Here is a 21,872-nt window from a genome sequence, read left to right as displayed (position 1 = left end):
TCCGGCGCGCGCAGTTGCCACTCGGTGCAGTCGCTCATGACGAAACTATCTCCGGAGTACCGGCGCGGCGCCCTGGAGGCGCTCGCCGGCGCGGAGCTCGACGTGCTGGTGGTCGGCGGCGGCGTGGTGGGGTCGGGCGCAGCGCTCGACGCCGCCACCCGCGGTCTCGCCACCGGCCTGGTCGAGGCGCGTGACTTCGCCTCGGGCACGTCGAGCCGGTCCAGCAAGCTCATCCACGGCGGCCTCCGATACCTGGAGATGCTGGACTTCGCGCTGGTCCGCGAGGCGCTGCGCGAGCGGGGACTTCTGCTGTCCCGGCTCGCGCCGCACCTCGTCCGCCCGGTGAAGTTCCTCTACCCGTTGCAGCACCACGTCTGGGAGCGGGCCTACGCGGGCACCGGCGTCACGCTCTACGACACGCTGGCGCTCGGCGGCGGCCTGCCCCGGCACCGCAACCTCACCCGGCGCGGGGCGCTGCGCGAATGCCCCGCCCTGAAGAAGGACGCCCTGGTCGGCGCCCTGCAGTACTACGACGCCCAGGTGGACGACGCGCGGCACACCATGTTCCTGGCGCGCACCGCGGCCGCCTACGGCGCCCACGTCGCCACGCGCACGGAGGTGGTCGGTTTCCTGCGCGAGGGCGAGCGCGTGACGGGTGTGCGGGTGCACGACCTCGAGCACGACACGACCTTCGAGGTACGGGCACAGCAGGTGATCAACGCGACCGGCGTGTGGACCGACGACACCCAGGCGCTGGTCGGGGAGCGGGGCCAGTTCCACGTACGCGCCTCGAAGGGCATTCACCTGGTCGTCCCGCGCGACCGCATCCAGTCCCGCACCGGCCTGATCCTGCGCACCGCGTCGAGCGTGCTCTTCGTCATCCCGTGGGGCCGGCACTGGATCGTCGGCACCACCGACACCGACTGGGCGCTGGACAAGGCGCATCCGGCCGCGAGCAGCACCGACATCGACTATCTCCTGGGCGAGGTCAACAAGGTCCTGACCTCGCCGCTGAGCCGCGTCGACGTGCAGGGCGTCTACGCCGGGCTGCGGCCGCTGCTGTCCGGCGAGTCGGAGTCCACGTCGCAGCTGTCCCGGGAGCACACCGTCGCCAGCCCGCAGCCCGGGCTGGTCGTGGTGGCCGGCGGCAAGTACACGACGTACCGGGTGATGGCCAAGGACGCGGTGGACGCCTGCGTACACAACCTGGGCCGAGCGGTCCCGCCCTCCTGCACCCACGACGTCCCGCTGCTCGGCGCCGACGGCTTCCCGGCCCTGTGGAACCGCCGCCGCGTCCTGGCGCAGTCGTCCGGCCTGCACGTGGCCCGCGTCGAGCACCTGCTCAACCGCTACGGCAGCCGGATCGACGAGGTCCTCGGCCTGATCGCCGGCGACGCCTCGCTCGGCAAGCCGGTCGAGGGCGCCGAGGACTACCTGCGGGCCGAACTCCTGTACGCGGCCACCCACGAGGGCGCCCGCCACCTCGAGGACGTCCTGACCAGACGCACCCGCATCTCCATCGAGACCTTCGACCGCGGCGTGGCGGCGGCCCCGCACGCCGCCGCCCTCCTGGCGCAGGCCCTGGGGTGGACACCCGAGCAGACCGAGAAGGAGGTCGAGAACTACCGGCTCCGCGTCGAGGCCGAGCGGGCCTCCCAGGAGCAGCCCGACGACGAAACCGCCGACGCGGCCCGCCTGGGTGCGCCGGAGGTGGTTCCGCTCACCGCGCAGTCAGGCTGACGCCGGCGGTTCCATGCAGCAGCCTGAGCCGGCGGTACTGCTCGATGTGCCGCCGCGCCAGGCTCGCCAGGAAGGCGAGGGGCAGGGACGGCCCGATCACCCAGCCCAGGATGAGGTTCAGCCGGTCCATCGACCCGGTCGAGCCGACCGACCCGTGGTAGAACGCGACCAGGCCCATGGTGCCGGCGCCGTACAGCGCCAGCACGAGGGCCGCCAGAACCAGGAACGGCGTCGGCCGTCGTACGCGCCGGGCCATCAGCACGAACGCGGCCGCGCCCAGAGCAGCCGACGCGATCAGGAAACCACCCCTGATCGTGAGGTAGAGGTCCGCGTCGTGCACCAAGCTCACCGGACTCCGTCCACACCAGCCCGCGCACACCGGCACGTCGGTCTTGGTGATCAGCAGGACGAACCCGGCGGCCCCGCCCACCGCGAACGCCGCGCCGACCAGCCGCCGGTCGGCCGCGCCGGGCAGGGTTCCGCCCGGGAACCCCAGGAAGATCCACATGGCGAGGGGTGCCTGCACCCAGAACGCCGGAACGCCGGCGAGCACCGTGAGGTCGCGTCCGGGTGTGTCGGGCGGCAGCATCAACCCCGAGTTGAGCGTCGACAGCATGATGGCCGTCCCCAGCGCCGCCAGCAGGAGACCGGTGCGACTCCGATCGTCCAGCCACCGGGAGACCAGGCCACCGAGGCAGAGCAGCAGGGAGACGAGCACCGGGCTGAGCACAACCGCCGGAGCGAGCCCGTAGGACAGCCCGAGGGTCGCGGCCACGGCGGCGAGGAGAACGCTGACCAGGCCGAGTCCGACGAGATGCGGCGGGATCGGCGGCAGAAGCCTCTCCGGGCGCGCCGGGCGTTCCGGCACGATGCCGATCAGGGACGCCAGGTCCTCGGATCGCGATACCCAGACCGAGTCCCGCATCCAGCCGTCCGACGACTGGTAGCGACCGGAGACCACGCCTGCCACCGCGCCGTCGGCCGCGCGCAGCACGGGCGCGCCGCTCATCCCCGGCATCACGGACCGCGAGGCGATCGAGGTGAGCAGCAGACCGTTGCGCACGACCGGTCCCTGCCAGCGGCCGGTGGCGGACAGCAGGCCGTACTCGTGGCCGTCGTCATCCGGCCGTGCGCAACCGGCCGTGAAGACGATCTCCTCGGCCCGCACCGAGTCCGACGCGGCGATCGTGCGCCGGGACCCGGGGAGGGGCCGGTGCGCCCGCAGGACGGCCAGATCGTGCAGCGCGTCGACGCGCTGCACGATCGCCTCCGTGAGCCATCCTCCGGCGATCGGACCGATCCGCACGACGTCGCCGTCGTCCGTCCAGCCCGCCGCCGTCAGCACGTGGTACGCGGTGACGAGCAGGCCGGGCTCGACCTGGAAGCACGTGCCGACCGACGTGCCGGCTCCGTCGGCGACCCGGCCGAGGAACTCGTAGCCCGGTACCACCGTCATGACGGGGGCGCGCCGGTCTCCTCGACCTGCTCGGCGGCCGCCGGGATGGCCGCCGAGCCGTAGATGATCTTCACTTTGAGTGACGCCTCGGCGGCGGTACCGACCAGGACCACGTCGCCTTTCGCGGAGACCTTGACGCCGAACTCGACCTCCACCTGATCGGGGCGCCCGGCGCGCGCGGCCACCCGGCCCACCGTGCGGGCGGCCGAGACGGCGACCTCCTCGATGGCGTGCTGCGCCCGGTCGAAGGCCGTCGCGAGATGGTCCGCCAGCCGATCAGCGGCCGAGGTCGGCTGCGTCCCGGCGACCGGCGTGACCTCCATGAGCATGTCGACGGTGCCGACCCGTACCGGAATGGTCTGTGCCACCGGCCGATGGTAGGGCGTGGCGAACGTGCTAATCCTTCGGGTGACGGAGCCGGTCGAGGCCGGTCAGGAGCAGGTCGAGGGTGAACTCGAACTCGGACTGACTGTCGCACCAGCCGAGCGTGTCGCCGCCGTGGTCGTTGACCTCGGCGGCGACCATCGCCGTGATGTGCGGGACGGCCGCGGCCATCGCCCGCAGGTCGGCCTCGGCCAGGTCCGGCTGCAGGCCGCCGGCCGGGGTGAAGACCTCCTGCGCGAAGCCGAGGGGCAGGCTGCCCAAGGAATGCAGCGCCCGGTGCGCGAGATGGTGACCGAAGCCCGCCTCGAGCAGCACGCCGACCATCCGGTCGTAATAGCCGAGCACCGCCACCGGGATCGAACGCCGCGACGCGAGCAGGCCGGGCGCCCACGGGTGGCGGAGCATCACCTGCCGTGCGGCCAGGAACTGCCGCCGCAACGTCTGCCGCCAGTCCGGCGTGTCCGCGGTCCGTGGGATCTCGGCCAGCACCGTCTCCACGACCCCGTCGAGCAGGGCCTCCTTGCCGTGCAGGTGGTGGTAGAGCGACATCGCCTCGACCTCGACCTCGGTCGCCAGCCGGCGCATCGTCAGCGCACCAACGCCCTCCGCGTCGACCAGCTCGACGGCCGCCGCGAGGACCCGGTCCCGGCTCAGCGCTCTCTTGACCATCGCGGCTACCTTACAACGTATGGCTACCTTACAACGTAAGTCTCGGGTCATCGGGCTGCTCTACCTAGGCCTGGCCGTCGGCGGCGCGCTCGGCTTCCTGATCATCCGGCCGATGGTGCTGGACGGCGGCGGTCCCGGCCTGGCCCGCGCCGGCCTCGCGCTCGAACTGTTCACCGTGCTCACCCAGGCACTGGCCGCGGCCGGGTTCTACCGCCTGTTCCATCAGGCCGACCGGTTCGCCGCCGCCGCGGTGGCCGCCTTCGGCCTGGTGAACGCGGTCGTCGTTCTGGTCAGCGCGGCCCTGCTCGGGGCGGCGCTGCGGAGCCCGGCGGACGCCCCGCTGCTCCATCTGATCAGCGGCCAGATGTGGGCGGTCGGCGGCCTGTTCTTCGGCCTGTGGCTGATCCCGATGGGCTGGTGCGTGGTGCGCTCGGGCGGGATGCCGCGGGCTCTGGGGTGGGTCCTGGTGGCCGGAGGCTTCGGGTACGTCCTGAGCACGTTCGTGGCCGCGGTGGTCCCGGACGCCGGACCCGTGGCGGACCTGCTCGTCGTCCCGGCCACGGTCGGCGAGTTCTGGATGATCGGCTACCTGCTCGTCCGCGGCGTCCAGCCGTTGCCGGCGCCGGCCCGGACCTAGGTCTTTCAGGATCTTTTCAGGGGGCTTTGTTAGCTTCCTCCGGATTGTCGGATCACAGGAGGATTCCGTGGTTTTCAAGAAGATGCTGGGCGCCCTGGGTGTGGGCGGGCCGAGTGTCGACACCGTACTGTCCGATCCGGACGTCGTGCCCGGTGGCCCGATCGCCGGGCGGGTCGAGCTCGTCGGCGGCAACCACGACGTCTCGATCGAGCACGTCACGCTCGGGCTGGTCACCCGGATGGAGGTCGAGAGCGGCGGCGGCGACCACGCGGCGACCGGCGAGTTCCACCGGGTCGCCGTGAGCGGGCCGATGCGGCTGGCCGAGGGTGAGCGGGCGTCGCTGCCGTTCCGGTTCGAGCTGCCGTGGGAGACCCCGGTGACGGCGGTCTACGGCCAGACGCTGCGCGGCATGGTGATGGGCGTCCGCACCGAGGTGGCCATCGCCAAGGCGGTCGACAAGGGCGACCTCGACCTGATCAACGTGCACCCCCTGCCGCTGCAGCAGCGGATCCTGGACGGGTTCGCCCAGCTCGGCTTCGTGTTCAGGAGCGCCGACCTGGAGTACGGCCGGATCCACGGCGTGGCACAGACCCTGCCGTTCTATCAGGAGATCGAGTACTTCGCGGCGCCGCAGTACGCGCGCAACATCAACGAGGTGGAGCTGACCTTCGTCACCGGCCCGCACGGCGTCGAGGTGGTGCTCGAGTTCGACAAGCGCGGCGGCATGTTCACCGGCGGCCACGACTCGTTCGGCCGCTACACGGTTCCGCACGCCGACGCCGACACGGTCGACTGGACGCAGCAGGTCGACGCCTGGGTCCGTCAGGCCCTCGACAACCGCCCGGCGACGCCGGGTCACGGCGCACCCGGTCACGGAGCGTCCGGCCATGGGATGCCTGGTTACGGCGCGCCCGGGTTTGGCGGTTACCACGGGCACGTCCGGCACCGCGGCGGGCACGGGGCCGGCATGGGCGGCGTGCTGGCGGGCGCGGCCGGCGGCATGGCGGCCGGCTACGTCGCGGGCGAGATGATCGACGACGCTTTCGAGGGCGACGGGGAGGAGTAACCCACCGTCGCGGCGGCGGGTGAGCGGCGGGAGCGGCGGCAGTGACGGTGCGTGGGCAAACCCCACAAGGGACTTCGGCGCGGCGGTAAGCAATTGACGAGCGTCGAAGCGTTTCGGGCCATTCGGGCAAGCCGGAAGATGTGATGGGGCAAACAGGACCGTTTGCCTGCGGGGCGTGACCGGAGCGTCATCGTGTGTGCACGATGTGCTGATCGAACCCCCGCACCCGAGGAGAATATCGGTGACCCGACGCCCGCGCATCGACGACCTGACCTCGTTCGCCGCGCCGGAGGAGCCCGCACTGTCGCCGGACGGGACGCTGATCGCGTACGTCCTGCGCACCGCCGATGCCACCGCCGACCGAGCCGTGACCAGCCTGTGGCGCGTCGGCGCCACGACCGGTGAACCGCAACAACTGACCCACGGACCCGCCGACACCGCCCCGGCATGGTCGCCGGACGGCCGGACGATCGCGTTCCTGCGAGAGAACCACATCTGGTCGATGCCCGCGGGCGGGGGCGAACCGCGCCGGCTGACATCGTTGCCACAGGGCGCCGGCGTCCCGGTGTGGAGTCCGGTGGGGGACCGGATCGCCTTCACCGCGCCGGCCGAGGTCAAGCTGCCCAACAAGCCCGTCGTCGCGGACCGCCTCGGGGTGCGGGAAGCGGCGCATGTGCACGTGCTGGACCTGGCGACCGGCGTCTGCCGGCAGGTCACCGACGGGGACTGGCCGGTAGGCGATCCGGCCTGGTCGCCGGACGGCACGCGGCTGGCGTACCCGGCGTGCACCGGGCCGGACGCCGACCTGAGCCTGCGCGAACCGGTCTGGGTGATCGACGCCGACGGCAAGGGCGCGCCGCGCGAGCTCGGCCCGGACAACGGCGTCGCGACCACGGTCGTCTGGGACGGCGACGTGCTCCTGGTGACGGCGCGACCGGACGGTCCCGGCGGTCACCAGCGCCTGCTCCGCGTACCCGTCCACCAGGAAGCGACGACGGACCTCGCGGCGGACCTGGACCGCAACGTCACGCCGTGCCGGCCGCTGGTGGCCGGAGGCCGGGTGTTCTTCTCCGCCATCGACCGCGGCTGCTTCCACCTCTACGCGGCGGACCGCGACCAGGGCGGCGCACAGAAGATCGTCGGTGGCGAGGGCCGCAACGTGATCGGCTACGACGTGCGGGGGAACACGGCCGTGGTCGCCCTGGACACGCCGGCGTCGCTGGGCGAGATCGTCGTCGTCGACCTGGAGACCGGAGCGGAGCGCGTACGCACGTCGCACGGCGACCCGGAGCTCGAGTTCTTCCGCCGGCGTGAGCGCGAGTTCGCCATCTCCGACGGCGCCGTCGTGCACGGCTGGGTGATCCGCGACGAGGAGGCCACCGGCCCGCAGCCGCTGCTGCTGGACGTGCACGGCGGCCCGCACAACGCGTGGAACGGCGCCGCCGACGGCATCCACCTCTACCACCAGGAGCTGGTCCTCCAAGGCTGGACGGTGCTGCTGCTCAACCCGCGCGGGAGCGACGGGTACGGCGAGGCGTTCTACGCCGCGGTCTCCGGCGCCTGGGGCGAGGCGGACGCCAAGGACCTGCTCGAGCCGATCGACGCGCTGGTCGCCGAGGGCATCGCCGACCCGGCCCGGCTGGCGGTCACCGGCTACAGCTACGGCGGCTTCATGACGTGTTACCTGACCGGCAGCGACGACCGGTTCGCCGCGGCCGTCGCCGGTGGACTGATCAGCGACCTGACCAGCATGACGGGCACCTCGGACATCGCGCAGTACCTCGGCGTACACGAGATCAGGGTCTTGCCGTGGCAGGACCGGGACCGGGCCGCCGAGCTCTCCCCGCTGTCCCGCGTGGAGCGGGTCACCGCGCCGACGCTGATCCTGCACGGCTCCGACGACCGCCGCTGCCCGCCCGACCAGGCCCGGCAGTGGCACACCGCGTTACGGCAGCGCGGTGTCCCGGCCCGGCTGGTCATGTATCCGGACGCCGACCACCTGTTCCTGTTCAACGGGCGGCCGTCCTACCGGATGGACTACCACCGGCGGACCGTGTCGTGGCTGCTGGAGCACACCGCGGGCAAGCCGGCCGCGCTGGACGCGGCGCGCTGGGAGCGGCGGCTGGGCGTGCTGGCCGGCCGGTACGGCGTTCCCGGCGCGGCGCTGGGCGTCACGCACCTGAACGGCGACACGATCACGGTGGCGCACGGCGTGCTGAGCTCCCGGACCGGGGTGCCGGCCACCCCGGACTCGGTGTTCCAGATCGGCTCGATCACGAAGATCTGGACGACCAGCCTGATCATGCAGCTGGTCGACGAGGGCCGGCTGTCCCTGGACGCGCCGGTGACCGACGTCCTGCCGGAGCTCAAGCTGTCCGAATCCGGCGTGACGGTCAGGCATCTGCTGACGCACACCAGCGGCATCGACGGCGACGTGTTCACCGACACCGGCCGCGGCGACGACTGCGTCGAGCGGTACGTCGACCTGCTGGCCGACGTGGCCCAGAACCATCCGCTCGGCGCCACCTGGTCGTACTGCAACGCCGGATTCGTGCTGGCCGGCCGGGTCGTCGAGCGGCTCACCGGGCTGACCTGGGACGAGGCGGTCCGGCAGCGGCTGCGCGAGCCGCTCGGCCTGACCCGTACCGGGACCATGCCCGAGGAGGCGCTGCTGCACCGGGCCGCAGTCGGCCACCTGTCCTCCTCGGACGGTCAGCGGGCCACCGGGGTCTGGATGCTGCCGCGGGGCATGGGACCGGCCGCGCAGATCCACTCGTCGGTGGGTGACCTGCTGACCTTCGCGCGCATGCACCTGGCCGGGGGCGTCGCGCCGGACGGCACCCGGGTGCTGGGCGAGAAGACGGTTGCCGCGATGGGCGAGCATCAGGTGGACATGCCGGACCGGCATACGCAGCACGACTCGTGGGGGCTGGGGTGGATGCGCGCGACCTGGGACGGGCGCCGGGTGCTGGGCCACGACGGCCGGACCATGGGACAGCGCGCGTACCTGCGCCTGATCCCCGAGCTCGGCGTCGCCGTGGCGCTGCTGACCAACTCGGACGAGTCCGGCGACCTGGCCGACGAGCTGCTCCGGGAGGTGTTCGCCGAGGTGGCCGATGTCGCGATGCCCCGGCCGCCGAGCCCGCCGGAGCAGCCCGTCGAGGTGGACATCACGCCGCACGTCGGGGTCTACCGCCGGGCCGGCGCGGAGATCGAGGTGCTGGCCGACGGTCCCACGCTGCGCTACACGGCGACCGGCGACATGGCCGTGCTCACCGCCGAGCCGGTCACCGAGTACGCCCTCGTCCCGGTCACCGAGGACTTCTTCCTCGTGCGCCCGCCCAGTTCCGCGGTGTGGTCGCCCGTGACGTTCTACGCTCTGCCCACCGGTGAGCGGTACCTGCACCTCTCCATCCGCGCGACCCCGAAGGTGGACCTGGCGTGACCCTTGTCGACGACACGCTGCTACTCGTCCGGTGCGAGTCGCCGTCGAACGACCTGGCCGCCCTCGCGGAGTGCGCCGAACTGGTCGCCGGGCTGGGCGAGCGACTGCTGGGTGCGGCTCCGGAGCGGATCCCGATCGAGGGCCGTACGCATCTGCGCTGGCGTTTCCCCGGCGACGGCCCGCGCGTCCTGGTGCTCGGCCACTACGACACGGTGTGGCCGATCGGCTCCCTCGACCGCCATCCGGCCACCGTGGAGGGCAACGTGCTGCGCGGCCCCGGCTGCGTCGACATGAAGGCCGGCCTGGTGCTGGCCATGCACGCGATCGTCGGCCTTCCCGACCGTGCCGGGGTGGAGCTGCTGGTCACCGCCGACGAGGAGATCGGCTCGCCGACCTCGCGGGCGCTGATCGAGCAGGACGCCGCGGGTTGTGCGGCCGCGTTGATCCTGGAGGCCGCGGCCGACGACCGGGGCGCGCTCAAGACCGCGCGCAAGGGCATCGCGGGTTACACCGTCGACGTGTACGGGAAAGCGGCGCACGCGGGGCTCCATCCGGAGCTCGGGGTGAACGCCTCGATCGAGCTGGCCCATCAGATCCTGGCGGTGGCCGCGATCGGCGATCCGGAACGCGGCACGACGGTGACCCCGACCGTGGTCAGCGGCGGCACCGCGGCGAACACCGTACCGGCGCTGGCCCGGCTGGTCATCGACGTGCGGGTGCCGGACGCCGCCGAGGAGAAGCGGGTCGATGCGGCGATGCGGGCGCTGCGGCCGGTGCTGCCCGGCGCCCGCCTGGTGGTCGAGGGCGGCATCAACCGGCCGCCGATGCCACCGTCCGCCTCGGCCGCGCCGTACCGGCGGGCGATCGTGGTGGCCGAACGTCTGGGCCAGTCCGCGCCTGCCGGGGTGTCGGTGGGCGGCGGCTCGGACGGCAACTTCACCGCCGCCGTGGGCGTGCCCACCCTGGACGGGCTCGGCGCGGTCGGCGGCGGCGCGCACGCCGACGACGAACATGTGCTGGTGGACACGATGCCCGGGCGCGTTGCCCTGGTGGCGGGCTTGATCGCCGATCTACGGTCGGAGGCGTGACGGAATCCGAGGCGGAAGCGGCCGCACGCGCCGCCGGGGTGCGCATCCGCGCGCTGGAGAGCATCACCGACCTGCTGGCCGCCGACGCGCTCACCCGGGCGATCTGGCAGCCGGCGACGCCCGGGATGATGCTGCCGCTGGAGACGATGCGGGCGTTCGCGCACACCGGCAACTACCTGGCCGGGGCGTACGCCGACGACGAGATGGTCGGGTGCAGCGTCGGCTTCTTCGAGGCGCCGGCGGCCGGCGCGCTGCACAGCCACGTCACCGGTGTCGCCGACAAGGTGGCGGGCCGCGGCGTGGGCCGGGCGCTCAAGCTGCACCAGCGACAGTGGTGCCTGGAGCGTGGCGTCGCGGCGATCACCTGGACGTACGACCCGCTGGTGGCCCGCAACGCGTACTTCAACCTGGCCCGGCTGGGCGCGATGCCGACCGCGTACCTGACCAACTTCTACGGCACCATGCAGGACGCGCGGAACGGCGAGGACGAGAGCGACCGGCTGATGGTCCGCTGGGAGCTGGGCCGGTTTCCGCCCCGGCCGGTTCTGGTCGACGGCGCGGAGCTGGTGCTCGGGCGTGCGGAGGACGGCGGGCCCGCGTACGAGCCCGGCGGCGGCCCGCGTGTCCTGGTGGCCGTCCCGGCGGACATCGAGGCACTGCGGGAGGCTCAGCCGGAGACGGCCAACCGGTGGCGGCACGCGGTCCGCGAGGCGATCACCGGCCTGCTGGGCGACGGCTACTATTTCGCTGGCTTCGACCGGACGGGCTTCTACATCCTGGAGCGATGATCCGTTCCCGGTTCCCGGTCGACGACGCCGTCCTCAGCGCCCTGCACGCTCGCGCGTTCGGCGTCCCCATCGTCGTGAAGGGCTGGGCCGCCCAGCTTGAGAAGCATGCCCTGACCTGGCTGGGGGCCTTCGACGACGACGTCCTCGTCGGCTTCGTGCAGGTGGCGTGGGACGGCGGCGACCACGCGTTCATCCTGGACACCGCGGTCGACCCGGCCGCGCGGCACCGCGGCATCGGCGCGGCCCTGGTGCGGGCCGCCACCGCCGAGGCTCGGTCGGCCGGCTGCGACTGGCTGCACGTCGACTACGAGCCGCACCTGGACCGGTTCTACCGGGAACGCTGCGGGTTCCGCCCCACTCGGGCCGGGCTGATCAGCCTGGGTTGATCAGCCGGGACTCCCAGGCGACCTGACGCTGGTAGAGCCGGAAGCCGAGACGCTGGTTGATGGCCAGCATCGGGGCGTTGCCGGTGGCGTTCTGGGTGACCAGGAAGCGGACATCCGGGTGCTCCCGGATCAGCACGGCCAGCATCGACGTCTTCAGCCGCCGGCCCAGCCCGCGTCCGCGCGCCGCCGGGAGGACGCCGGTGAACTCCTGCTCCGCCACGCCGGGCGCCGACGACGGCAGCGTGACCTGGGTGAAGCCGGTGATCACCCCGGCGTGGTCCCGGGCGCACAGGGTCAGCCACCGCTCACCCGCGAAGGCCGCACGCTCCTCGATCACGCCGAGCGACGCGGTGACCGAGGCGCTGCCGCGCGGCGCCACCTCCAGCATCCGGTGCGCCTGGGAGAACGACTCCCGCAGCGCGTGCGGGCACGGCCCCGACCAGCCGGCCAGGCTGTCGTCGATCAGGCCCGGCTGGCGTCCCCGCAGGTCGAGCAGGCTCCACTCCTCGGAGCCGCGGGGCTGGTCGAAGCGGGCGGCGAGGAAGCCGTGGCCGGCGGAGTGCTCGGCGGCCCAGCCGTACACGGTGGCCGGGCCGTCGGCGAGAGCGGTCGCGCGTACCCATTGCAGCAGCTCCGACCCCAGACCGCGGCGCCGCCAGTCCGCCCGGACCACGACCCGCACCTTGCCGGACGGCAGCGTCAGCGTGGCGTACCCGATGGGCGTGCCGTCCCCGGCGCGGGCGACCCACCGGCGTTGCGTCTCACCGTGCTGCGGCCGCAGCGTGCGCGCGTCCGGCGGCCGCGGCTCGTACACCTCGGCGTCGGCGGTACGGCACAGCTCAGCGAGGTCGTTCCCCGCCTCTTCGATGATCTTCCAGAGAGGCACGGCGGATGAGGTTACCCGGTTGACCGGTCGCCGCGGGTACCGCCACGATGCCCGGTGTGGACGAGGTGCGGGGGAACCGGCGGGCGTGGGAAACGGCGTCCGAGAAGTATGTCCAGGAGTACGACGACCATCTGGCCCTGGCCCGGAGCGGGAGCTCGCTCTTCGGCGTCGAGCAGGACCTGCTGCGGCCGATCCTGGCGGACGCGCCCGAGGTGATCCATCTGCAGAGCGGCTGGGGCCTCGACGACATCGCGCTGGTCCGGGCCGGTGCCGCGTCGGTCGTCGGGGTCGACTTCAGCACGGTGGCCGCCCGCACCACGCAGCGCCGCGCCGACGAGCTCGGGGTGCCGTGCCGCTACGTGGTGGGCTCGCTGCCCGGCGCCCCGCTGGCCGCGTCGTCGGCCGACCTGGTCTACACCGGCAAGGGCGGCCTGATCTGGATGCCCGACATCGACGCGTGGGCCGCCGACATCGCCCGCCTGCTGCGCCCGGGCGGCTGGTTCTTCATCTTCGACGGCCATCCCGCGTTCGCCCTCTGGACCTGGGACGTGGACCAGCCCCGGATCCGGCCGGACCGCTCGTACTTCGCCCGCAGCTACGTCAACGACAGCTTCCCGGCGAACGGCGCGGTCGAGTTCCAGTGGACCCTGGGCCAGCTGGTGACGGCCGTGGTGAACGCCGGCTTGGAGGTCCGCCACCTGAGCGAGCACCCCGAGCCGTTCTGGAAGATGCACGACATCGACACCGCGGCCTCCGGCGGCCGCCTCCCCAACACCTACGCCCTCCTGGCCCGGAAAAGAGACCTTGCTGTAACTCATTGATGAGCGTCACTATGTAGCGCATGGGAATCGCTGCCGTGACTGTCGCCGTGGCCCTCGTCCTTCAACCCACGCCCTCGACGCCCGCGTCTGCTGACAACGTTGTCGCCGCGGCGGCCGTGTGCTCGGTCTACTGCGACACGCGTGACCCCTCACTGGCGCGGCAGGAGACGTTCCCGGTGCCCGACAAGGTGCAGAACGGGCGGCGGATCTCGCTGCATCTGTCCGAGGCCGACGCGATGGCGTGGGGCAGCATCGACAACGGGACCGGCGGCGACTCGGTCTGGCTGGACCGCAGCTGGGACGGCGGACCGACGTGGGACGGCGTGCTCAGCAAGGCGAGCATCCCGGGCTCCTGGACCGGCACCCGGACGCTGATGTACAACCTGGCCGACCCGGCGAACCACCGCCGCGGCCTGGTGCGGGCGTGCGGCGACTCGGGCGGCATCCAGTGCACCGACTGGGTCAAGGTGCGCGCCTGCGACGTGGCCTGCGACCGGGACACCGGGCCGGTCGGCGACCGGCGGCCCGTCCCGGCCGCCTCGCTGTCGGGGCGGACGATCGTGCTGCACCTCGACGACCGCGGGATGGCCTGGGGCACGATCGGCGGCGGCGCGCAGGGCGACGAGATCTGGCTGGACCGGTCCTGGGACGAGGGCGCGAGCTGGCCGGGCGGGTCCTCGCTCGGGCGGGTGAGCACTCCGGCGGGCTCGACGGGTACGGGCACCGCGCTGTTCGCCACGCGTGACCCGAAGTCGTTCCTCTACGGCGCGGCGGTGCGGGCGTGCGGACGGGCCGTGTCCGGCAGCAACGGCGCCTGCACGGCGTGGGCGCGGCCGGAGCGGGACCGGGCCGCCGCGGCGGCGGACGCGCTGATGTGGGCGTACCAGCCGAATACCGCGTGGTGGCTGTCCAGCTGGTGGAACTCGGCGGTGAGCGTCACCGCGCTGATGGACTGGATGCAGCGGACCGGCCGCACCGACTACCGCTGGATCGTGGATCAGACGTTCGAGGTCAACAAGGGTGTCTTCCCGGCGGGGGTGAAGTCGTCGGACGCGATCGAGGGGCATTTCATCAGCCGGGCGATCGACGACGCGGGCTGGTGGGGGATCGCCTGGGTGCGGGCGTACGACCTGACCGGCAACCGCAAGTACCTGGACGAGGCCGTGATCATCGGCAACTACCTGCAGAGCCACTACGACACCGCGCGCTGTGGCGGCGGGGTGTGGTGGGACCGCGAGCACACCTACAAGAACGCGGTGACCACCGGCCTCTACCTGCGGCTCACGGCGGCCCTGCACAACCGGCTGCCCGGCGACACGACATGGCTGAACCGCGCGACGACCGGCTGGAACTGGTTCGCCCGCAGCGGCATGATCAACTCGGCGGGCCTGGTCAACGACGGCCTGACCACCTCCTGTACGAACAACGGGCAGACCGTGTGGACGTACAACCAAGGGCTGGCGATCGGCGCGGCGGTGGAGCTGTACCGGGCGACCGGCAACGCGGCGCTGCTCACCGAGGCCCGGCGGCTGGCCGACGCGGCGATCACCGGCACGGTGCTGACCCGGAACGGGATCCTCACCGAGGCGTGCGAGCCGAGCTGTGACGACAACGGCAAGCAGTTCAAGGGCGTCTTCATGCGCTACCTGCAGGACCTGGCCACGACGACCGGGCAGGCGTCCTACCGCTCGTACGCGGTGACGCAGGCCGACCGCATCTGGTCCGCCGACCGCGATTCCCTCAACCGGCTCGGCCTCCGCTGGGCCGGCGGCGACCCGAACCCCCGCGACTGGCGCACCCAGGCGAGCGCCCTGGGGGCTCTCACGGCCGCTCTCTGACTATGAAATAGTTGACGTGTCAAAGACGTTACGTCGACGTCTGAGTTGGCACCTCGAGGGAGCTCGTCATGCAGTTCGGCATCTTCACCGTGGGCGACGTGACGCCCGACCCCACCACGGGCCGGACGCCCACGGAGCATGAGCGCATCCAGGCGATGGTCACCATCGCGCGCAAGGCCGAGGAGGTCGGCCTCGACGTCTTCGCGACCGGCGAGCACCACAACGAGCCGTTCGTCCCGTCCTCGCCCACCACCATGCTCGGCTGGATCGCGGCCAGGACCGAAAGACTTCTGCTGAGTACGGCCACCACGCTGATCACCACCAACGACCCGGTGAAGATCGCCGAGGACTACGCGATGCTGCAGCACCTGTCCGGCGGGCGCGTCGACCTGATGATGGGCCGCGGCAACACCGGCCCGGTCTACCCCTGGTTCGGCAAGGACATCCGGGCCGGCATCCCCCTGGCCGTCGAGAACTACGCGCTGCTGCACCGGCTGTGGCGTGAGAAGACGGTCGACTGGTCCGGCAAGTTCCGGACGCCGCTGCAGTCGTTCACCTCCACCCCGCGCCCGCTGGACGACATCCCGCCGTTCGTCTGGCACGGCTCGATCCGCTCACCGGAGATCGCCGAGCAGGCCGCCTACTACGGCGACGGCTTCTTCGCGAACCACATCTTCTGGCCGGCCTCGCACACCCAGCGGATGGTGAGCCTCTACCGCGAGCGGTTCGCGCACTACGGCCACGGCGATCCCGACCAGGCCGTCGTCGGGCTCGGCGGGCAGGTGTTCATGCGGCGCAACAGCCAGGACGCGGTGAACGAGTTCCGGCCGTACTTCGACAACGCCCCGGTCTACGGCAACGGCCCGGCGCTGGAGGACTTCAGCCGGGAGACGCCGCTCACGGTGGGCAGCCCCCAGCAGGTCATCGACCGTACGCTCGGCTTCCGCGAGTACGTCGGCGACTACCAGCGGCAGCTGTTCCTGGTCGACCATGCCGGCCTGCCCCTGAAGACCGTGCTCGAGCAGCTGGACCTGCTCGGCGAGGAGGTCGTGCCGGTGCTGCGCAAGGAGTTCGCCGCGCTCAAGCCGGCCCACGTGCCGGACGCGCCCACCCACGCGTCGATGCTGGCCGCCAAGCTCGAGAAGGAGTCCGTGTCCGCATGAAACAGCGCACCCTCGTGGTGATCACGGCCGGCCTGAGCAAGCCGTCCTCCACCCGGCTGCTCGCCGACCGGCTGACCGCGGCCACCGCCGGCGCGGCGGAGGCGCTCGGCGTACGCGTGGAGAGCCGGACCGTCGAGCTGCGCGACGTGGCCCACGAGATCACCGACCACCTGCTGACCGGGTTTCCGCCCGCGAAGCTGAAGGACGTGCTGGACGCGGTGGCCGCCGCCGACGGCCTGATCGTGGTGACGCCGATCTTCCAGGCGTCCTACAGCGGGCTGTTCAAGTCCTTCGCCGACCTGATCGAGCGGGACGTGCTGAACGACAAGCCGGTCCTGCTCGCCGCGACCGGCGGGACCGCGCGGCACTCGCTGGCGCTGGAGCACGCCCTGCGGCCGCTCTTCGCCCACCTGCGCGCGGCCACGACCCGCACGTCGGTCTTCGCGGCGACCGAGGACTGGGGCAGCGACGAGGCGCCGCTGCGCTCCCGGATCGACCGCGCGGCCCGCGAGCTGGCCACCGAGATGGACCGCCGCGAGCCGGCCGTGGTCACCGACCCGTTCCTGCTCACGACGTCCTTCGAGGACCTGCTGCGCGGCTGACCGGGGCCGGCCCCGGAAAGCGCCGGCCCCGAGAGCGTGTCAGCCCCAGAACTTCGTGGACCAGCTGCTGGCCGCCCAGTAGCGGCCGGCCCAGTAGCGGCCCGACCACTCGCCGCCGGCCCAGTAGCGGCCCGACCAGTAGCGGCCGCTCCAGTCGTCGCTGGGCCACGGCTTGCCCGACCAGCTGGTGCCCGGCCAGGTCGCCGGCGCCCAGGTGCGGCTCGCCCAGGACGTGCCGGTCCAGCCGGGGCCGGCCATGGTGCGGCCCATCCACTTCCCGCCGGACCAGGACAACCTGGTGTAGCTGGCCAAGGCCCAGAGGGTCGAGCTCAGCGGGCCGAAGATGTCGCGCTCGCCGGAGAGCACCGCGCCGGAGTCGACCATCGAGGTGGTGCCGCGGGACTGCTGGAACGACCCGCGGCCGGTGGACCGCACCCACGGCTGCGGGAAGGGCAGCGCCGCCGGGCTGGTCATCGCGGCGGGCAGGTTCACCGACGACGCCATCCCGGCGCCGGCCACCCGGCCGCCCGTACGCATCAGCAGCTTCTTGACCTGGTCGTTGGTGAGCAGGGGGCGCTTCTGCAGGAGCAGCGCCACGGCGCCGGAGACCAGGGCGCTGGCCTGCGAGGTGCCGCTGCCCCGGAACAACGTCGAGCCGATCCGCGCGCCCGGGTAGCCCAGGTCCAGGAAGGAGCCCTCGTTGCGGAAGCTGAGCACCTTCTCGGCGTTCACCACGAGGTCGATGTTGCGCACGCCGGCCGAGCTGCTGAACGACGACATCGTGTTGTTGTTCATCGAGCCGACCGCGATCATGAACGGGTCGTCGGCCGGCTTGGCCAGCGTCAGGCCGGAACCGGTGTTCCCGGCGGCGACCACGACCGCGATGCCGTTGCGCCAGGCGTTCTCGACCGCGAAGTCCAGCGGGTCCTTCGCGTAGTCCTGGACGCCGTCCGTCCCGTACGCCAGGTTGATCACCCGGATCGGGTTGGCCGGGTCGTCCAGCCGGTGCTCGACCGTCCAGTCGATCGCGGCGATGACCTGGGTGACGTCCACCGAACCGTCGGCCGCGCCCACCTTGATCGAGGTCAGCTTGGCCTTCGGGGCGACGCCGCGGTACCCGGTGGCCGGGTCGTCGCCGATGATGATGCTCGCCATCGCCGTGCCGTGCCCGTTGGTGTCCAGGTAGCGCAGCGCCGGCGACTGCGACTCCACCGACAGGTCGGGGCCGTTGACGACCTGCGCCGCGGGCAGGCCGGGGACGCTGACCACGCCGGTGTCGATCAGCGCGATGCCGACGCCGCGCCCGTCCGCACCCTGCGCCGCCAGGCCGGTCGCGCCGAGGCGTTCCAGCTGGTTCAGGATGTTCCCGGAGGCGTCGGCCGGCGCCGGCGCTGCCGGCTGTGCCAGTGCCGGCGCCGCCGGCCCGGCCAGGGCGAAGGCTGCCGAGGCGATGACTGCCGTGGCCGCTGCGGTGAGTCGGGTGTGACGCACAGATGCTCCTTCCGGGTGACCGATGGCTGGGCAATCGGCTCCGAATCGGCAACCTGAGGATTTCCGCGGCGCAACCTGAGATCCTCGGGGCGGTGAACGAGAAGCCGCCGGTCGCCGACCCCGTCACCGGCGCCTATCCGCGAGCGCTGCTGCCGCCCCGGCTGGACGAGGAACTGGCCCGGGCCGCCCGCGCCGGCACGCCGTTCGCGGTGTTCCTGTTCGACGTCGACTTCTTCAAGACCGTCAACGACGCGTACGGGCACCAGCGCGGCGACCTGGTCCTGCGGCAGATGGCCGACCGGGTGAGCGGGATCGTCCGCCCGTACGACTCGCTGTTCCGCTACGGCGGCGACGAGTTCGTGCTGCTGCTGCCGGAGGTCGAGCGGGACGAGGCGATCCGGGTGGCGCTGCAGATCGCCGACGGGATCCGGGACACGCCGTTCCCGGGGACGCCGCCGCTCACCCTGTCGGTCAGCCTGGGCGTGGCCGCGTACCCGGGTGACGGCACCGACGCCGAGACGCTGCTGGCCGTCGCCGACCGCCGCAACTACCTGGCCAAGAGGCGGGGCCGCGCGTGTGCGGTCGCCGACGACGCGGACGTGACCGCGGGCGACGGCGGCTCGTCACGCCTGTGGGAACGCGACGCCGCGCTGGCCGCGATCAGCGAGTTCCTCACCCGGCTGGAGGTGGCCGGGCGGGGCGCGCTGCGGATCGCCGGGGAGCCGGGCGCCGGGCACACCCGGTTCCTGGACGAGGTGGCGACGATCGCCGCGATGCGCGGGTGGCAGGTGATGCCCGTGGGATCCGCGCCGCCCCCGGAAGGCGACCGGCTCCTGCTGACCGCCGACACGGACGCCGGGCCGCAGGCCGTCGGCGCGGCGATCCGGGCCGTCCACGGCAGGATCGGGCTCGCGTACGCGTCGACCGATCCCGCCGACTCCGCCGAGCCGCCGCTGGAGCTCCTGGCCACCGCCCACCTCGCGCCGTGGACCCCGGCCGCCGTCAAGATCTGGCTACGCAACGCGCTCCGCGGCGAACCCAGCCGCGCCCTGGTCAACTGGCTGTTCCGCAGCAGCGGTGGCCTGCCCGGCCCGGCCGCCCGCGCGCTCACCCACCTGCGCGACCGTGGCGGCCTCACCCCGGTCGAGGGCGGCGGCTGGACCGTCGCGCCGGCCATGCTCGGCCGCGCCCGGCACCGCAACGCCCTGCCCACCCCGATGACCCGGCTGGTCGGCCGGGCCGCCGAGCGCCGCCAGGTGGCCCGGCTGCTCGCCGGGGGACGGCTGGTGACGCTCGCCGGGCCCGGAGGCATCGGCAAGACCCGGCTCGCGCTGGCCGCCGCGGCCGACGTCCAGGACGACTTCGACGACGGCGCCGTGTTCGTGCCCCTCGCCGAGGCGACCGACACCGGCGGCGTGGTCGCCGCGCTCGGGCAGGCGCTGCGCGTCCCCGGCGGCCCCGACGAGCTGGTCGACGAGCTGGTCGACGCGCTCGCCGAACGGTCGACGCTGCTCGTGCTGGACAACTTCGAGCAGGCGGTGGAGGCGGCGCCGGTGATCGGCACCATCCTGGCCGGCGCGCCGGACGTGAGCGTCCTGGTCACCAGCCGCGAGCGGCTCGGGCTGTACGGCGAGCAGGTCTACCCGGTGCCGCCGCTGGCCGCGCCCGAACCGGCCGCCGCGCGAACCATGGACCTGGCCGCGGACCTCGCCCGGTGGCCCGCGCTGGCCCTGTTCGACCAGCGGGCGCGGGCCGTCAACGCGGCGTTCGAGCTGTCCGCCGGCGAACTGCCCGTGGTGGCGGAACTGTGCGCGCGGCTGGACTGCCTGCCGCTCGCCATCGAGCTCGCCGCCGGATGGTCGGAACTCTGGTCGCCCCGCGAGCTGCTGGACCGGCTCGGCGGGCACCTGGACGGGCTCGGCCCGGCGCTGCGGGACCTGCCCGAGCGGCAGCGGACCCTGCGCGGCGCGGTGGAGTGGAGCTTCCGGCTGCTGAGCCCGGCCGACCGGCGGCTCTTCGTCGAGGTCGGCGTCTTCGTGGACGGCTGCACGGTCGGCGGAGTGCTCGCCGTGCTCGATCGGATGGCGTCGCCCGGCCAGGACGACGATCACGCGCTGCGCCGCAAGGAGGTCACCGAGCGGCTGCACCGGCTGGCCGACAAGAGCCTGCTGGTCGGCTTCACCGACGCGCAGGGGTGGTTGCGCTGGCGGATGCTGGAGACCGTCCGGGCGTACGCGGTGGAGAGCCTGCACGGCGACGACGACGAGCGGCTCGTGCGGCGGGCGCACGCGGCGCACTATGTGGACTTCGCCGAGCGCCTCGGCGCCGAGCTCACCGGCCCCAACCAGGTCAACTGGTCCGGGCGGGCCGAGCGGGAGTACGCCAACGTGCGCGCCGCCTTCGAATGGTCGTTCACCGACGACGACCCCGCCTCGGCGGCCCGGATCTGCCTCGGGCTGTGGCGGTACTGGCGCAACGGCAACATGATCGGCGAGGGCCGGGTGTGGCTCGACCGGGTGCTGTCCGTGGCCACCCGGCGCGCCGATCTGCTCTACGCCGCGGCGGTGCTCGCGGGGGAGCAGGGCGACCATCCGACCGGATACCGGCTGGCCTCGGAGAGCCTGGCCGCCGCGGCGGGTGATCCGGCGGCCGAGGCGCAGGCGCACAACGCGCTCGGCATCTCGGCCAGCGCCGCCGGCGACTACGCGCTGGCGTCCCGCCACTTCCGGCAGATGCTCGACCTGTGCGACCCCGACGACGACCCGCGGCTGCCGATGGCACTGGGCAACCTGGCCAACCTGTCGCTGAGGCTGGGCGACATCGAGGCCGCCCGGGCGTACGCGGACAGGTGTCTGACCCTCGAACGCGCCGCCGGGAACACCTTCGGCATCGGGCTGGCGCTGGAATGCCTGGGCCAGGTGCAGCTGGCGGTCGGCGACAGCGCCGGGGCGAGGGCGTCGTTCACCGAGAGTCTCGGGCTGAGCCGGGAGCTGGGCGACGGCTTCGGCGAGGCGATGGCGCTGCACCAGCTCGGCGCCTGCGCGTCGGCCGACGGCGACCGGGTGGCGGCGCTGCGGCTCTGCACCGACGCGCTGGCCCGCCGGCACGAGCTGAACGACCGGGAGGACCTGCCGGTGTCGCTGGACATGGTCGCCGCGTTGAGTGCGGACGACGCGCCGGAGTTCGCGGCCATGCTGCTCGGCGCGGCCGACGAGCTGCGCGACCGGGACCGGCTCGCCCCGCGCCGCGACACGGCCGTCGAGGAGGCGTTGCGCGGGCACCCGGCCGCCCGCCGCTCCGGGCGCACCACCCCGCTCGACCTGCTCGTCGACGAGGCCCTGGACCGCCGGCCCGCCGACTAGGACACCTTCCGGGGTGAAGGTCTGGTCTGGCGTTGCTGCCGACGTCTCGG

At 72.9% G+C, this 21,872-nt stretch carries 17 protein-coding genes; 12 read left to right on the top strand and 5 right to left on the bottom strand.

Annotated elements, in window-relative coordinates; translation table 11 throughout:
- The first annotated feature begins 36 nt into the window (after positions 1 to 36).
- Positions 37 to 1,740, top strand: coding sequence for a glycerol-3-phosphate dehydrogenase/oxidase (locus tag QSK31_RS12525; RefSeq protein WP_285683693.1), 1,704 nt, complete (start codon positions 37 to 39; stop codon positions 1,738 to 1,740).
- Here the strand turns inward: QSK31_RS12525 and QSK31_RS12520 are convergent.
- From QSK31_RS12520 to QSK31_RS12510, 3 genes are read right to left on the bottom strand one after another with little or no spacing between them, the layout of a single operon-like run.
- Positions 1,721 to 3,196 (bottom strand): S1 family peptidase, encoded by a 1,476-nt coding sequence (locus tag QSK31_RS12520; RefSeq protein ID WP_285683692.1) that lies wholly within the window; start codon positions 3,194 to 3,196, stop codon positions 1,721 to 1,723. The two genes, QSK31_RS12525 and QSK31_RS12520, sit on opposite strands and share 20 nt — an antisense overlap.
- The gene (locus QSK31_RS12515; RefSeq protein ID WP_285683691.1) at positions 3,193 to 3,564 is read right to left on the bottom strand and encodes a CU044_2847 family protein; all 372 of its coding nucleotides are present in this window, start codon (positions 3,562 to 3,564) and stop codon (positions 3,193 to 3,195) included. Before QSK31_RS12515 ends, QSK31_RS12520 begins: the two co-directional genes overlap by 4 nt.
- A 28-nt stretch (positions 3,565 to 3,592) precedes the next feature.
- On the bottom strand, positions 3,593 to 4,249 hold the full coding sequence (locus QSK31_RS12510; RefSeq protein ID WP_285683689.1) for a TetR/AcrR family transcriptional regulator: 657 nt from the start codon (positions 4,247 to 4,249) through the stop codon (positions 3,593 to 3,595).
- A gap of 19 nt (positions 4,250 to 4,268) precedes the next feature.
- On the opposite strand from QSK31_RS12510, the gene QSK31_RS12505 reads away from it, so the two are divergent.
- The 6 genes from QSK31_RS12505 (at position 4,269) to QSK31_RS12480 (ending at position 11,659) form a co-directional block, all read left to right on the top strand.
- Positions 4,269 to 4,886, top strand: a complete 618-nt coding sequence (locus QSK31_RS12505) for a DUF4386 domain-containing protein (RefSeq protein ID WP_285683688.1) — start codon at positions 4,269 to 4,271, stop codon at positions 4,884 to 4,886.
- A gap of 67 nt (positions 4,887 to 4,953) precedes the next feature.
- Positions 4,954 to 5,952, top strand: a complete 999-nt coding sequence (locus QSK31_RS12500; RefSeq protein ID WP_285683687.1) for a sporulation protein — start codon at positions 4,954 to 4,956, stop codon at positions 5,950 to 5,952.
- Positions 5,953 to 6,193: 241 nt separating this feature from the next.
- Positions 6,194 to 9,397, top strand: a complete 3,204-nt coding sequence (locus QSK31_RS12495) for a serine hydrolase (RefSeq protein WP_285683684.1) — start codon at positions 6,194 to 6,196, stop codon at positions 9,395 to 9,397.
- On the top strand, positions 9,394 to 10,485 hold the full coding sequence (locus tag QSK31_RS12490; protein WP_285683682.1) for a M20 family metallopeptidase: 1,092 nt from the start codon (positions 9,394 to 9,396) through the stop codon (positions 10,483 to 10,485). Before QSK31_RS12495 ends, QSK31_RS12490 begins: the two co-directional genes overlap by 4 nt.
- Positions 10,482 to 11,273 carry a GNAT family N-acetyltransferase gene (locus QSK31_RS12485; RefSeq protein ID WP_285683681.1) on the top strand — a complete coding sequence of 264 codons (792 nt, stop codon included), beginning with the start codon at positions 10,482 to 10,484 and terminating at the stop codon, positions 11,271 to 11,273. The genes QSK31_RS12490 and QSK31_RS12485 overlap by 4 nt, the downstream gene beginning before the upstream one ends.
- Positions 11,270 to 11,659, top strand: coding sequence for a GNAT family N-acetyltransferase (locus tag QSK31_RS12480; RefSeq protein WP_285683679.1), 390 nt, complete (start codon positions 11,270 to 11,272; stop codon positions 11,657 to 11,659). Before QSK31_RS12485 ends, QSK31_RS12480 begins: the two co-directional genes overlap by 4 nt.
- On the opposite strand, the gene QSK31_RS12475 is transcribed toward QSK31_RS12480, so the two are convergent.
- Positions 11,646 to 12,545, bottom strand: coding sequence for a GNAT family N-acetyltransferase (locus QSK31_RS12475; RefSeq protein WP_285683677.1), 900 nt, complete (start codon positions 12,543 to 12,545; stop codon positions 11,646 to 11,648). The two genes, QSK31_RS12480 and QSK31_RS12475, sit on opposite strands and share 14 nt — an antisense overlap.
- Positions 12,546 to 12,601: 56 nt before the next feature.
- On the opposite strand from QSK31_RS12475, the gene QSK31_RS12470 reads away from it, so the two are divergent.
- From QSK31_RS12470 to QSK31_RS12455, 4 genes are all read left to right on the top strand, one after another.
- Positions 12,602 to 13,366 carry a class I SAM-dependent methyltransferase gene (locus QSK31_RS12470; protein ID WP_285683676.1) on the top strand — a complete coding sequence of 255 codons (765 nt, stop codon included), beginning with the start codon at positions 12,602 to 12,604 and terminating at the stop codon, positions 13,364 to 13,366.
- Between the two features lie 20 nt (positions 13,367 to 13,386).
- Complete coding sequence (locus tag QSK31_RS12465) at positions 13,387 to 15,204, top strand: glycoside hydrolase family 76 protein (RefSeq protein WP_285683675.1); 1,818 nt, start codon at positions 13,387 to 13,389, stop codon at positions 15,202 to 15,204.
- Between the two features lie 68 nt (positions 15,205 to 15,272).
- Positions 15,273 to 16,367: an LLM class flavin-dependent oxidoreductase gene (locus tag QSK31_RS12460; RefSeq protein WP_285683673.1), complete on the top strand. Its 1,095-nt coding sequence runs from the start codon at positions 15,273 to 15,275 to the stop codon at positions 16,365 to 16,367.
- Complete coding sequence (locus QSK31_RS12455) at positions 16,364 to 16,969, top strand: FMN reductase (RefSeq protein WP_285683671.1); 606 nt, start codon at positions 16,364 to 16,366, stop codon at positions 16,967 to 16,969. The genes QSK31_RS12460 and QSK31_RS12455 overlap by 4 nt, the downstream gene beginning before the upstream one ends.
- 39 nt (positions 16,970 to 17,008) lie before the next feature.
- Here QSK31_RS12455 and QSK31_RS12450 read toward each other — a convergent pair whose 3' ends face one another.
- Positions 17,009 to 18,460: a S8 family serine peptidase gene (locus QSK31_RS12450; protein ID WP_285683670.1), complete on the bottom strand. Its 1,452-nt coding sequence runs from the start codon at positions 18,458 to 18,460 to the stop codon at positions 17,009 to 17,011.
- 92 nt (positions 18,461 to 18,552) lie between these two features.
- Between QSK31_RS12450 and QSK31_RS12445 the strand changes: the two genes are divergently transcribed.
- A complete protein-coding gene (locus QSK31_RS12445) occupies positions 18,553 to 21,822 on the top strand; it encodes a diguanylate cyclase (protein WP_285683669.1) in 3,270 nt (1,089 codons plus the stop codon).
- Positions 21,823 to 21,872: the final 50 nt, after the last annotated feature.

The organism is Actinoplanes sp. NBRC 103695 (assembly GCF_030269485.1).
GTDB lineage: Bacteria > Actinomycetota > Actinomycetes > Mycobacteriales > Micromonosporaceae > Actinoplanes.
This window is presented reverse-complemented; position numbering and strand designations above follow the sequence as displayed.